This is a genomic window from Cryobacterium sp. TS_SC_7 (genome assembly GCF_056156285.1).
On record NZ_CM149589.1, the window covers coordinates 2,776,452 to 2,788,728 of the forward strand.

A 12,277-nucleotide genomic window follows, 5' to 3' on the forward strand; every position below is an offset into this window, starting at 1 on the left:
GCTCCGGGGCACGGACTGTCGCTACAGGTCGGCGTGCAGGTGCCAGACCCGCTCGGCGGAATCCCGCCAGGTGAAGGCACGCGCGCGGTCGTCCCCGACGATGCGCAGCCTTTTCGCCAGCGCAGTGTCGGTCAGCACCCGGTTCACGGCCGCGGCCAGTCGCTCGGGGTACCCGGCGGCATCTTTTCGTTCCACGGCCAGGCCGGCGTCGCCGGCGGCCTCGACCAGGGCCGGGGCGTCCGAGTGCACCACTGGGGTGCCCAGGTGGAACGCCTGGATCATCGGGCCCGCGAAACCCTCTTCCAGGCTCGGGTAGACGAACACGGCCGCCCGGGCGATGACCACGGCCAGTTCCTCGTCGGTCAGTCCGTTCAGCGCGCGAACCCGGCCCCAGGGGAGGCCGGCCTCGTCGGCCACGGAGGCCAGATCGAGTTCACCCCAGGCGGAAGGCCCGAGCACGATCAGCGGCAGCTCCGGGCCCTCCGGCAGGCCGAGCGCCGTGATCAGGGCCGTGATGGCCTTGCGCGGCTCGAGCGTGCCGACAGCGACGATGTAGTCGGTCGGCAGCCCCAGTCGTTCCGCGATGATCTCCGTGGCGGACGAGTTCGACGGCAGACGCAGGCCGGTTCCGACGCCGCCGCCGATCACGCGCACGCGGTCTCCGAGGTCGACGATGTCCGCGAGCTGGTGGGCCACGGCGTGGCTGGGCACCACGATCGCATCCGCGTGTTTGTGCGCACGTTTGACCATGGCCTTGGTCCAGGCGACGGTGGTGGGGGTGAGCGCCTCCGGATGCGTCCAGGCCAGCACGTCGTGGATGGTCACGGCCACCTGGCTGCCGTCCTTGACGATGTCGTGCCGACGGAGCGGCGCCAGCAGCGACGGGGCGTGGATCATGCCCGACCCGGAGGCGTGGGCGATGCCCAGCTGCCAGGCCCGGGTCAGCTCACGCCGGGGGAGCGTGGTCGTGTGCAGGCTGCCCAGCCCCGGCAGGCTCGACTCGATCCGGGCGCAGTGCTCGGCCGGCGACGAGGACACGATTCCCTCGACGTCGCACCCGGCCGGAGCCGTCTCGATCAGCGCCCGGGTCAGTTCCTCGGTGTAGCGACCGATGCCGCCCGGGACCGGAGCGATCATCTGGTCCAGGACGACTCTCAGTGTGGTCATTTCTCTTTGAAGATCCCCTGCTCGGCTGCCGCGGCCAGCGCCTCGCGCCAGTCACGGATGGGGGACAAACCTGCGGCAGCCCAGGCGTCGTGGCCGAGCACCGAATAGGAGGGCCGCGGGGCCGGGCGCACGAACTGTGAGCTGTCGGTCGGGGTGACCCGCTCCGGATCGAGGCCGGCCGTGGCGAAGACGGCCCGGGCGAAGCCGAACCAGCTCGTCACGCCGGTGCTGGTTCCGTGGTAAATGCCGGCGGGGGCGCCGGAATCGAGCAGGGCGACGATCTGCGCCGCGAGGTCGGCGGTCCAGGTGGGCTGGCCGACCTGGTCGTCGACGACGCTCAGGGTGTCGCGGGCCGCGGCCAGTTTCAGCATGGTCTTGGGAAAGTTCGGGCCGTGCTGGCCGTAGAGCCAGGCCGTGCGCACGATGTAACTGCCTGCCTTGTGCTCCTGCAGCACGAATGCCTCGCCCGCGGCCTTGGTGCGGCCGTACGCGGAGATCGGGTCGATCTCCGCGGTCTCGGCGTAGGGCTCGGTGGCGCTGCCGTCGAAGACGTAGTCGGTCGAGACCTGCACGAGCTTCGCCCCGGTGGCGGATGCCGCCAGCGCCAGGTTCTGCGGGCCGGTCGCGTTGATCGCGTACGCGGCATCCTCGTTCGTCTCGGCGTCGTCCACCTTGGTGTACGCGGCCGCGTTGATCACGACGTCGTAGCCGGCGACCGCCGCCAGGACGGCGTCCCGGTCGGTGATGTCCAGTTCGGCGCGGTCGAACGCCGTGACGTCGCGGCCGGCGAGAGCCGCCTGCAGGTCGCGGCCGAGCATCCCGGCTGCGCCGGTGATCAGGTAGCGGGTCATCAGCTCAATGCCGCACGGGCCTTGAGCGGCTCCCACCAGGTGCGGTTGTCGCGGTACCACTGCACGACATCCGCGAGCCCCTGCTCGAACGGCACGAGGGGCGCGTAGCCGAGTTCGGCCTGGATCTTCGAGATGTCCACGGAGTAGCGCAGGTCGTGACCGAGACGGTCGGCGACCCGGTCGACGTAGGACCAGTCCTTGCCGGTCGACTCGAGCAGCATCTCGGTGAGCTCCTTGTTGGTCAGCTCGGTGCCGCCGCCGATGTTGTAGATCTCACCGGCGCGACCGCCGACGAGCACCATCGCGATGGCGCGGGTGTGGTCGTCCACGTGCAGCCAGTCACGGATGTTGTTGCCCTCGCCATAGAGGGGAACGTGCAGGTCGTCGATCAGGTTCGTGACGAAGAGCGGGATGACCTTCTCCGGGAAGTGGTACGGGCCATAGTTGTTCGAGCAGCGCGTGATCGAAATGTTCAGACCGTGCGTGCGGTGGTAGCTGCGGGCGAGCAGGTCGCTGCCGGCCTTGGAAGCCGAGTAGGGGGAGTTCGGCTCGAGCGCGCGCTCTTCGTTCCACGAGCCCTCGGCGATGGAGCCGTAGACCTCGTCGGTGGAGACGTGCACGAACCGGGCCAGGTTGTGGCGCAGGGCCGCGTCGAGCAGCTGCTGGGTGCCGAGAACGTTCGTCTCGACGAAGATCGACGCGTCGCGCACGGAGCGGTCCACGTGGGATTCGGCGGCGAAGTGCACGACCGCGTCAAGAGTGGGGAAGAGCTGGTCGAGCAGGGCGGCGTCACGGATGTCGCCGTGCACGAACGAGTACCGCGGGGACGCGGCGACCGGGGCCAGGTTCTCAAGGTTGCCCGAGTAGGTGAGGGCGTCGAGCACGACGACCTCGGCTCCTTCGAGGCCGGGGTAGGCGTCTTCGAGGGTGCGTCGAACGAAGTTCGAGCCGATGAAACCGGCTCCGCCGGTGACGAGGATCTTCATATGGAGGTAACCGTTCCGTTTGATGAAAGTGCCCCCGCGATTCTACCGGTAAGCGCTTGGTAGACTTCCCCGGTGAAGATCCGCGAACTCTCCATCCCCGATTCCTACGAAATCACTCCCAAGCAGTTTGGGGACGACCGGGGGGTTTTCCTCGAGTGGTACCGCTTCGACCGGCTCGAGGAGACGATCGGGCACCGCCTCGACATCGCCCAGGCCAACACGTCGGTGTCCAAGCGCGGTTCCGTGCGCGGCATCCACTTCGCCGACATCCCGCCGAGCCAGGCCAAGTACGTCACGGCCACCCACGGCGCGGTGCTGGACTTCGTCATCGACATCCGGGTGGGCTCCCCGACCTTCGGTCAGTGGGACAGCGTTCTGCTCGACGACACCGACCGACGTGCGATCTACATCGCCGAGGGCCTCGGCCACTGCTTCGTGGCGCTCACCGACAACGCCACGGTCAGCTACCTGGTGACCGCACCCTTCAACCCCGGCCGCGAGCACGGCATCAACCCGCTCGACGCCGACATCGGCCTGGTCTTCCCGCCCGAAGCGGGCGAACTGCTCCTGTCCCCGAAGGACACTGATGCGCCGAGCCTGACCGAAGCCGCCGCCAGCGGCCTGCTGCCCACCTGGGCCGATGCCCGGGCGTTCTACACGTCCCTCAACGAAGGAAAGTGACAATGCGCGGAATCATCCTCGCCGGCGGCTCCGGCACCCGGCTGTGGCCCATCACCAAGGCCATCTCCAAGCAGCTGATGCCCATCTACGACAAGCCGATGATCTACTACCCCCTGTCGACGCTGATGATGGCGGACATCAACGAGATCCTGATCATCACCACACCCGAGTACAACGACCAGTTCCGCGCGCTGCTGGGCGACGGGTCTCACCTCGGCCTGCGGATCGAGTACGCCTCCCAGCCGTCCCCGGACGGTCTCGCCCAGGCGTTCATCATTGGTGAGGAATTCATCGGGGACCAGAGCGTCGCTCTCGTGCTCGGCGACAACATTTTCCACGGCGCCGGCCTGGGTTCGGCCCTGCGCGGCAACGCCGACCTGGTCGGCGCCCGGATCTTCGCCTACCACGTGAGCAACCCCACCGCCTACGGCGTGGTGGAGTTCGACGACAGCATGACCGCGCTGTCGATCGAGGAGAAGCCGACGAAGCCGAAGAGCAACTACGCGGTTCCCGGCCTCTACTTCTACGACAATTCGGTCGTCGAGATCGCGAAGACCATCGAGCCCAGTGCGCGCGGCGAACTCGAGATCAGCACCGTCAACGAGCGTTACCTCGCGCAGGGAAACCTGCATGTGCAGGTTCTCGACCGTGGCACCGCGTGGCTCGACACCGGCACATTCGAGTCGATGATGCAGGCGTCCGAGTACGTGCGCGTGATCGAAGACCGCCAGGGCTTCAAGGTCGGCTGCATCGAGGAGATCGCCTGGCGGGCCGGCTGGATCTCGAGCGCCGAGCTCGAAGCGCTGGCGGAGCCGCTGCAGAAGAGCGGCTACGGGCGTTACCTGACCGGGCTCATCGCCACGAACGAGTGATCAGCGACTACTGATCAGCCCAGACGGCCGGTGCGGGCCAGGACGCGGGCCCGCACCGACAGGCCGAGCTTGAGCGCCCAGCGCACGGGGGCCAGATAGGGCGCGGAATACTTCTTCTCCAGGTAGCGGTAGGCGCTGGCATGGTGGGCGCGCACCATCTTGCCCGACTCGGTGCTGGTCGAGTGCGCACCGGTGTGCACGACGGATGCCGCGGGAGTGTAGACGTTCGTCCACCCGGCCTTGCCCATCCGGTAACCCAGATCGACGTCTTCGAAGTACATGAAAAAGCCCTCGTCGAAACCGTTGAGCTCGTCGAACGCGGTGCGGCGCACGAGGAGACAGGCTCCGGACAGCCAGCCGACCGGGCGGCGCACGTCGGACCCCTCGCTCTCGGCCCGGTAGGAGCGGCTCCACGGGTTCGTCGGCCAGAGGCGGGCGAACAGTGCGTGTCCCACTCCGTTTCGGAGCGAGGGAAGCTGCCGACCCGACGGGTAGGTGGTGCCGTCGGCGTTCAGCACCCTCGGCCCGACCGAACCGACGAGGGGGTCAGCCGCAAGCTCTGCGAGCAGCGCGCTGGTTGCGCCATGGCCGAGCTCGACATCCGGATTCGAGATCAGGATCGAGGTGACGTGTGGGGGCAGGGACGCGATCGCCGCGTTGATGGCGCCGCCATAGCCCCGGTTCTCGCCGAGGGCGAGGAGACGAGCACCCTGCACTCGCGCGATTTCCGAGATGGCGTTGACGTCGGATGAGTGGTTGTCGGCCACGATCACATCAAGCTGGAGGTCTTCGCTCAGCCGCACAGAGTCGAGGAATTTCGGCAGGTGGGAGCTCGAATTGTAAGTAACTGTGACCACGGCCGTGGACTCGAGGAGAGAGTTAGACATCAGGATCAAGCATACTCAGTGCCCCTGGGGCCTGAATCGCCGCGGTTGTCGGCCGGGACCGGGTCGCCCCCGGGGCCATTGATAGACTCGGTCGGACATGCCTATATCTACTGAGACTGATCCGATGACGACCGACAAGGGGATCTCTTGACCGTGTTCCGCAGGAGCCTCCGCATTATCCGCGAACAGGGTCCCAAAGTTTTTGTAGGCAAGGCGCTGCACATCGGCCTTCGACCCGTGCGTGTTCTGCGTGCGGAGGGTCCGCGCGTGTTCATCGTGCGCAGCCTGACGAAGGCCAGCACGAAGATCGCCCGTCATGAGAGCGTGATGCTCGTCGCCAACGAGGATGCAGCCGAGCTGGACTGGACCCAGTCCCCACCGTGGCGCGTCTCGCCGACCGTGGTGACTGACGGCCCCGTCGACATCGCCTGGATCATGTCGCCTCCCGGCCTGGAAAGCGGCGGGCACCAGAACCTGTTCCGGTTCATCGACATCGCGGAGAAGGCCGGGCACCGCTGCTCGATCTACCTCTATACGACGAGTGCCGCCGCCGTGAGCATCCCGGACATCCGTGCGATGTTGAAGTCTGCCGGCGCCTACCCGGAAGTTGCCGCCCGCATCACGATGTACGACCGCGACCAGGGCGTCGACGCGAGCACCCAGGCGATTTTCGCCACCGGCTGGGAGACCGCCTACCCGGCCTACCTCGACACGTCCGATGCGCGCCGGTTCTACTTCGTGCAGGACTACGAGGCGAGCTTCTACCCGCTCGGCACCGAGTCCCTGCTCGCCGGCAACACCTACAACTTCGGCTTCCACGGCATCACGGCCGGCGGCTGGCTGGCCCACAAGCTCTCCACCGAGTACGGCATGACCACGGACCACTTCGACTTCGCGGTGGACAAGACCCACTACAGCGTCACGAATGTGGAACGGCGCAACGAGGTCTTCTTCTACGCCCGGCCGGTCACCCCGCGCCGCGCTTTCGAATTCGGATTGCTCGCCCTGGCGGAGTTCGCCCGGCTCAAGCCTGACGTGCGCATCAACCTGGCCGGCTGGGACGTGTCGAACTGGAACATCCCGTTCGAGTACACCAACCTCTCGAGCCTCGATATCTCCGAGCTCAACGCCGTGTACAACCGCTGCGCCGCCGGCCTGGTGATGTCGTTGTCGAACATGTCCCTGCTGCCGCTGGAGCTGCTGTCGAGCGGCGTCACTCCCGTGGTGAACGACGGCCCCAACAACCGGATGGTCTCGGACAACCCCTTCATCGAGTACGTGCCTGCCTCGCCGCAGGCCATCGCCCGCAAAATGGCCGAGGTGTTCGACCACCCCGACGCCGTCGCACGGTCGATCGCGATGTCGGAGTCGGTCGCGCAGGTCAACTGGTCCGATTCCGGGGTGCAGTTCCTCGCGGCGTTCGAAGGGGCCATGCGTGGCTAAGGCAGTCGTCATCGGGGCCAACGGCTTCATCGGCTCCCACCTGGTTGACTCCCTGGCCGCCGCCGGCCACTCCGTCACCGCGTTCGACCGGTTCAGCTCGCAGAACCCGACCTTCGCCGCTCCGGACGTGCGGGTGCTGCAGGGCGAGTTCCTCAGCCGCTCCGACCTCGAAGGGGCCGTGGACGGCCAGGAATACGTCTTCCACTTCCTGTCGACCACGAGCCCGGCGACCGCCGAAAGCGATCCGACCCTGGACATCCGCACCAATGTCGCCCAGACGGTCGAGCTTCTCGAGTCGGCCGCGACCGCCGGGATCAAGCGGTTCTATTTCGCGTCGACCGGCGGTGCCATCTACGGGCCGCAGGGCCAGGCGGAGTACGCCGAGACCGACCGGGCTCTGCCGATTTCCCCGTACGGGATCGGCAAGCTGTCGATTGAGCACTACCTGCACTATTTCAAGGCCAAGCACGGCCTCGAGTCCACCGCGCTGCGCATTTCGAATCCCTACGGGACGCGCCAGAAGCCCAACAAGAAGCAGGGCCTGATCCCGATCGCCCTGCGCCAGATCTCCCTCGGGCGACCCGTGATCCGCCTGGGCAACGGGTCGATGGTGCGCGACTACGTCTACGTGGAGGACCTGGTGCGGATGGTGACGCCGATGGTCGGTGTGGACACCGAATTCGACCTGTACAACCTGGGCAGCGGCATCGGCTACTCAGTGACCGACATCATCAATTCCCTGCGCCGGGTGACCGGCATCGACTTCGCCGTCGAGGAGCGACCGGCTCCGCCCACGTTCGTCGACCGGGTCGTGCTGGACACCGAACGTTACCGGTCGGAGTTCGGCACCGCCGACATGACCGAGCTCGACGAAGGCGTCAGACTCACCTATGAAGAAATCCGAGAGCACCAGAATGACTGATCAGAACCCAGCGACTGCGACCCGTGCAACCGTCGCCATCCTGACCTACAACGGCGAGGTCTACCTTGAACGCATCCTGACCGAAGTGCTCGGCCAGGAGCTGGACGGAGCGGTCGAGGTGCTCGTGATCGATTCGGGTTCCACGGACTCGACCCTGGACATCGTGCGCCGATTTCCCTCGGTGCGCCTGCACGAGATCCCGAACTCGGAGTTCGGCCACGGCAAGACCCGAAACCTGGCCGCCCAGCTGGCGACCGGCGAGTTCGTGGCCTACCTGACCCACGACGCCATCCCGGCCTCCCGCCAGTGGCTGCGCGAGCTGCTCGAGCCGTTCCGGCTCGACGAGCGCATCGTCGCCGTGATGGGCAAGCAGATCCCGCGCGCCGGCTGCTTCCCCCTGCTCAAGTATGAGATCCGGGGTGTCTTCGCGGGCTTCGGACCGGACTGGGGCACGTCCGTGTTCTACAAGGACGAGTTCGTGCAGAGCGAGGGCGTGCTGAACGCCATCAGCTTCTACTCCGACGTGAACTCGGCCGCACGGCGCGACTTCCTGCTCAACACCATCCCGTACCGCGATGTGCGCTACGCGGAGGACCAGCTCTTCGGCAAGGACCTGATCGAGGCCGGCTATCGCAAGGCATATGCCGGGCGCGCCGCGGTCGAGCACTCCAATGACCTCACTCTCAACGAGTACGGCAAGCGGATCTTCGACGAGACCATCGGTTTGCGCCAGATCGGTTTCCCGATTCCGCCCATGACAGGCCGGGCTCAGCTGCGCCTCACCATTCGGGGAATCGGCGGCGACACGCTGCGCATCCTCCGGGACCCCGACTTCAGCTGGAAGCGAAGGCTCTTCTGGCTCGCCATGAACCCGCGCTACCAGGTGCGGAAGTGGACGAGTTATCGTGCGTCGACCCTGACGGATCTCAGTGACCAGGCTGCCCTGGACTCGGGTTCGCTGGAGAACTCGCGAAAAATCTGAGTGGCTCTCTTCCGACCGGACACCGCGACTTGCAAGGATATGACATGCAGCTGAACGGATCGAAGATCCTGATCACCCAGGCGCATCTGCTGCGCTACATGGGCGCCGAGATCGTGACTCTGGAGCTTGCGGAGTACCTTGCCGGGCAGGGAGCGGAGGTGGTCATCGCGACCCACTCCTTCGGGTATCCGATCCGTCAGGAATTCGACCGTATCGACGGCGTCACGGTCTTCGAACTGTGGGATCCCGAGCTCGCGGTGAACCTGGAGGCTCGACTTCCCGACCTTGCCTGGATTCAGCACTCCATCATCCCGGTGGTCGTGCTGGAACACGCCGACGAGATCCTGTTCATGTTCCACCACATGTCATCGATCCTGCCCGCTGAGTTCACCATGGCCGCGGCTCTGGAATCAGCCCTGGCCACCGCCGTTCTGTTCGAATCGCCGCGATCTCTGGAGATCCACCGTGCGACCGGGGTCTACCAGGATCTGGAGCCCGATCGCCTCCAGGTCATGGGGAACGCGGCGCCGGCCCGATTCGGCGAGGTGACCCCGACGCCGAGCATCGAGCGCCGCATCACGGTGGTCTCCAACCACATACCGCCCGAACTTGTTGCTGCGTTCGAGGGGCTCCGCGAGCACTTCGACCTGGACGTCATCGGCTCCCAGACCGAGCTGGGTGCCACACCGCGACGGGTGACACCCGACACCCTGGCCGGCACGGACGCCATCATCTCGATCGGCAAAACGGTGCAGTATTCGATCGTCGCCGGAGTCCCCGTGTACTGCTACGACCATTTCGGCGGCCCCGGCTGGATCACCCTGGAAAATATCGAAGAGGCCCGCTGGGAGAACTTCTCCGGCCGACGAGCGGGAACGAAGACCGCGACGCAGATCGTCGCCGAGATTTCCGATGGCTTCGACGCGGCGATCGCGGAGGCGGTCCTGGTGCGTCGCGACTGGACTCGCGTCTACCTTCTGCCGAATCGGCTCGACGACCTGCTGCAGTTCGCCTCAGAACGGCCGAGGACCATCGGTAAGCTCACCTCCCTGCAGATCCAGGCACACGAAAACGTGCAGGCGGCCTTCGGGTCGTATGTGCGTGAGTGGATTCGCATGCAAGCGCTTTCCACCGAGCTCAAGCAGGCCGCAATCGAGCGTGAGGCGGAGGTGGAGGCACAGCTTCTCGAGCGCAATCAGGCGGTCTCCGGCCTGAGGGCGGAACTGGACGAGCTCTATTCGAGCCGGCTCTACCGAATTCTGGCCCGCATACGGAACAGTTGGGTCAACCGCACCTACCGGAAATTCCGGTTGGTTCTTCGCGGTCGCTAGGAGATGCCCGCGGCCCGGGCCGCCGCAATCCGCTTCACACTGGATTCGACGTCCAGACGGATTGCGCCGCGACCGATCCCGTAATCGGCGACTTCGAACGTTGCCGCGGGGTTCACGACCAGGATCGTTGCGCCGGACTCGTAGGCGAGGCCGACGCTGACGGAGTACGAGCCCCCACCCAGATTGTGGTTCTTGAACGTCACGTTCAGTTCATACGTGCCTGGTTGCAGCGGGAGGGTCTCCCCGAGTTCACGGGTGGTCATCCGATAGACCACATTGCCGACCGCGGTCTCCAGGGCAACGCCGATCAGCCAGGGTTCGATGGTTTCGAGCACCTCATACTGAACGCTCACGTGGATATCGGCGCGGGGGGCGATGATGCCGTCCGTGTCCTGATCGGATGCGGTCACGGTGACCTGGGGGACCTCCACGACATGGTGCTCGGGCCGGCCCTCGGCCTCGAGCTTCTCCTCGTGTCTGACCGCCTCGTCGGAGAAGCTGCCCCGGAGCACGCGCAGTGCCTGTGCCGGGTCGCCGTCGTGCAGCATCTCACCGTGCTCGAGCACGACGACCCGGTCGCAGAGCGCGCCGACCTGCTCGGCGGAGTGGCTGACCAGAACGATGGTGCGGCCTTCGGCCTGGAACTGGGCGATCTTGGCCATGCACTTGCGCTGGAAGGGTTCGTCGCCCACGGCCAGGACCTCGTCGACCAGGAGAAGGTCAGGGTCGACGTGAACGGCCACTGCGAAGGCCAGCCGGACGTACATCCCGGAGCTGTAGAACTTCACCTGGGTGTCGATGAAGTCCTCGATACCGGAGAAATCCACGATCTCATCGAAGTAGCGGTCCGTCTCGCTCCGGCTGAGTCCGAGGATGGCGGAGTTGAGGTAGACGTTCTCCCGACCGGTGAGGTCCGGGTGGAATCCCGCACCGAGCTCGAGGAGAGCAGCCATCCGACCGCGCCGGCTGACGTTGCCGGTCGTGGGCTGGATGATCCCGCCGACGACCTTCAGCAGCGTGCTCTTGCCCGATCCGTTGTGACCGACGAGTCCCACGGTAGTGCCCATGGTGATGTCGAGGGAAATGTCTTTGAGCGCCCAGAAATCGTCCTGGTGCTTACGCGCCCGGGAGAAGTTGAGGATGCGTTCCTTGATGGACTTGTCTTTGTGCATGACGAATCTCTTGGAAACGTCTTCCACGTGAATGATTGTCGGCGTGGTCATCGGGTTACAGCTCCTGTGCGAAATTGCCTTGAATGCGCGAGAAGATGCGCTGGCCGATCCAGAGGATCACGATACTGATGCCCAAGGCGATCCACAGCCGGATGGCCAGGTCGTCCGGCCAGTTCTGCGAGGTGGACTCGGTGGTGCCGGCCACCCAGAATGCGCGCTGCATCCCGAGGACGGCGAGGGTGATCGGGTTGGCCAGGTACAACTGTTCCAGCCAGTTTCCCTGCAGCTTGTCGTGAACGAACGAAAACGAATAGACGATCGGCGAAGCCCAGAAGAGAACCATGATCGCCACCTCGACGAGGTGCTGGATGTCGCGCAGGTAGACGTTCAAACCGGCCAGGAGGATGCCGAAGCCCGTGGCGAAGAAGATGAGCACGGTCAGCGACAGGGGTGCGTACAGCAGATTGAGGTCGAGAGGTATCTGGCCGGCGACGATCGTTGCCAGAACCAGGATGATCAGCTGCACACCGAAGTTGAAGAGGGCGCCGCCGACGCTGGCCAGGGGGAAGATCTCGCGCGGCAGATAGATCTTCTTGATCAGACCTGAGTTGTTCGTGATCGATGTCGTTCCGCCCTGGACGATCTCGACGAAGAGACCCCAGGTGGTGAGGCCGACGAAGACGAAGATGGCGAAGCTGGGGATGCTGCGGGCCACTCCGAGAATCTGGCCGATGGCGAAGTAGTAGATGAGCAGCTGGGCGAGGGGGCGGACCAGGCTCCAGACAATGCCGAGCGAACTGTCTTTATAGCGCGCCTTGAGCTCTCGTCGCACCAGAAGGGAGGTCAGCTCGCGGCTGCCCCAGACATCCTTGAGGGAGGCCCAGGTGCCGGTCACGAAATGCGTCGACTGCCCAACCGGTTTGAGGTTCTCCCTTGCGACTCGCTGTTCGCGATCGCGGGCTTGTGCCAATGACATGAACAAC

General features: G+C 65.6%; 12 protein-coding genes. 6 read left to right on the forward strand and 6 right to left on the reverse strand.

Annotation, left to right across the window (positions count from 1 at the left end):
* Window positions 1-21: 21 nt before the first annotated feature.
* The 3 genes from AC0J5J_RS12755 to rfbB are packed head-to-tail and all read right to left on the reverse strand — an operon-like array spanning window position 22 to window position 3,004.
* Window positions 22-1,167, reverse strand: a complete 1,146-nt coding sequence (locus tag AC0J5J_RS12755; RefSeq protein WP_474898329.1) for a glycosyltransferase family 4 protein — start codon at window positions 1,165-1,167, stop codon at window positions 22-24.
* Window positions 1,164-2,018 carry a dTDP-4-dehydrorhamnose reductase gene (gene rfbD / locus AC0J5J_RS12760; RefSeq protein ID WP_474898331.1) on the reverse strand — a complete coding sequence of 285 codons (855 nt, stop codon included), beginning with the start codon at window positions 2,016-2,018 and terminating at the stop codon, window positions 1,164-1,166. Before rfbD ends, AC0J5J_RS12755 begins: the two co-directional genes overlap by 4 nt.
* Window positions 2,018-3,004 (reverse strand): dTDP-glucose 4,6-dehydratase, encoded by a 987-nt coding sequence (rfbB, locus tag AC0J5J_RS12765; protein WP_134424824.1) that lies wholly within the window; start codon window positions 3,002-3,004, stop codon window positions 2,018-2,020. Before rfbB ends, rfbD begins: the two co-directional genes overlap by 1 nt.
* 72 nt (window positions 3,005-3,076) lie before the next feature.
* On the opposite strand from rfbB, the gene AC0J5J_RS12770 reads away from it, so the two are divergent.
* Together AC0J5J_RS12770 and rfbA are read left to right on the forward strand one after the other, a co-directional pair.
* Window positions 3,077-3,685: a dTDP-4-dehydrorhamnose 3,5-epimerase family protein gene (locus AC0J5J_RS12770; RefSeq protein WP_134424825.1), complete on the forward strand. Its 609-nt coding sequence runs from the start codon at window positions 3,077-3,079 to the stop codon at window positions 3,683-3,685.
* Window positions 3,686-3,687: 2 nt separating this feature from the next.
* Entirely contained in the window at window positions 3,688-4,557 is an 870-nt protein-coding gene (gene rfbA / locus AC0J5J_RS12775) for a glucose-1-phosphate thymidylyltransferase RfbA (protein WP_134424826.1), read from the forward strand.
* Between the two features lie 14 nt (window positions 4,558-4,571).
* Here rfbA and AC0J5J_RS12780 read toward each other — a convergent pair whose 3' ends face one another.
* The gene (locus tag AC0J5J_RS12780) at window positions 4,572-5,444 is read right to left on the reverse strand and encodes a glycosyltransferase family 2 protein (RefSeq protein ID WP_474898333.1); all 873 of its coding nucleotides are present in this window, start codon (window positions 5,442-5,444) and stop codon (window positions 4,572-4,574) included.
* A gap of 267 nt (window positions 5,445-5,711) precedes the next feature.
* Here AC0J5J_RS12780 and AC0J5J_RS12785 point away from each other — a divergent pair, with 267 nt between their 5' ends.
* Genes AC0J5J_RS12785 through AC0J5J_RS12800 form a run of 4 tightly spaced genes read left to right on the forward strand, consistent with a single transcriptional unit; the run spans window position 5,712 to window position 10,122 of the window.
* Window positions 5,712-6,887 (forward strand): rhamnosyltransferase WsaF family glycosyltransferase, encoded by a 1,176-nt coding sequence (locus AC0J5J_RS12785; protein ID WP_134424828.1) that lies wholly within the window; start codon window positions 5,712-5,714, stop codon window positions 6,885-6,887.
* Window positions 6,880-7,809 carry an NAD-dependent epimerase/dehydratase family protein gene (locus AC0J5J_RS12790; protein WP_474898335.1) on the forward strand — a complete coding sequence of 310 codons (930 nt, stop codon included), beginning with the start codon at window positions 6,880-6,882 and terminating at the stop codon, window positions 7,807-7,809. The genes AC0J5J_RS12785 and AC0J5J_RS12790 overlap by 8 nt, the downstream gene beginning before the upstream one ends.
* Window positions 7,802-8,791, forward strand: coding sequence for a glycosyltransferase family 2 protein (locus tag AC0J5J_RS12795; RefSeq protein WP_474898337.1), 990 nt, complete (start codon window positions 7,802-7,804; stop codon window positions 8,789-8,791). Before AC0J5J_RS12790 ends, AC0J5J_RS12795 begins: the two co-directional genes overlap by 8 nt.
* Window positions 8,792-8,835: 44 nt before the next feature.
* Complete coding sequence (locus AC0J5J_RS12800; protein WP_474898339.1) at window positions 8,836-10,122, forward strand: hypothetical protein; 1,287 nt, start codon at window positions 8,836-8,838, stop codon at window positions 10,120-10,122.
* On the opposite strand, the gene AC0J5J_RS12805 is transcribed toward AC0J5J_RS12800, so the two are convergent.
* Both AC0J5J_RS12805 and AC0J5J_RS12810 read right to left on the reverse strand, forming a co-directional pair.
* The gene (locus AC0J5J_RS12805; protein WP_134424832.1) at window positions 10,119-11,345 is read right to left on the reverse strand and encodes an ABC transporter ATP-binding protein; all 1,227 of its coding nucleotides are present in this window, start codon (window positions 11,343-11,345) and stop codon (window positions 10,119-10,121) included. The two genes, AC0J5J_RS12800 and AC0J5J_RS12805, sit on opposite strands and share 4 nt — an antisense overlap.
* 4 nt (window positions 11,346-11,349) lie before the next feature.
* Window positions 11,350-12,189 carry an ABC transporter permease gene (locus AC0J5J_RS12810; protein ID WP_338145425.1) on the reverse strand — a complete coding sequence of 280 codons (840 nt, stop codon included), beginning with the start codon at window positions 12,187-12,189 and terminating at the stop codon, window positions 11,350-11,352.
* Between the last annotated feature and the right edge of the window lie 88 nt (window positions 12,190-12,277).

Bases quoted from the DNA above. Each gene is read 5' to 3' on its own strand.
- AC0J5J_RS12755 (WP_474898329.1), bottom strand. From the start codon at position 1,167: ATGACCACACTGAGAGTCGTCCTGGACCAGATGATCGCTCCGGTCCCG.
- AC0J5J_RS12800 (WP_474898339.1), top strand. From the start codon at position 8,836: ATGCAGCTGAACGGATCGAAGATCCTGATCACCCAGGCGCATCTGCTG.
- rfbA (WP_134424826.1), top strand. From the start codon at position 3,688: ATGCGCGGAATCATCCTCGCCGGCGGCTCCGGCACCCGGCTGTGGCCC.
- rfbD (WP_474898331.1), bottom strand. From the start codon at position 2,018: ATGACCCGCTACCTGATCACCGGCGCAGCCGGGATGCTCGGCCGCGAC.
- AC0J5J_RS12805 (WP_134424832.1), bottom strand. From the start codon at position 11,345: ATGACCACGCCGACAATCATTCACGTGGAAGACGTTTCCAAGAGATTC.
- rfbB (WP_134424824.1), bottom strand. From the start codon at position 3,004: ATGAAGATCCTCGTCACCGGCGGAGCCGGTTTCATCGGCTCGAACTTC.
- AC0J5J_RS12780 (WP_474898333.1), bottom strand. From the start codon at position 5,444: ATGTCTAACTCTCTCCTCGAGTCCACGGCCGTGGTCACAGTTACTTAC.
- AC0J5J_RS12795 (WP_474898337.1), top strand. From the start codon at position 7,802: ATGACTGATCAGAACCCAGCGACTGCGACCCGTGCAACCGTCGCCATC.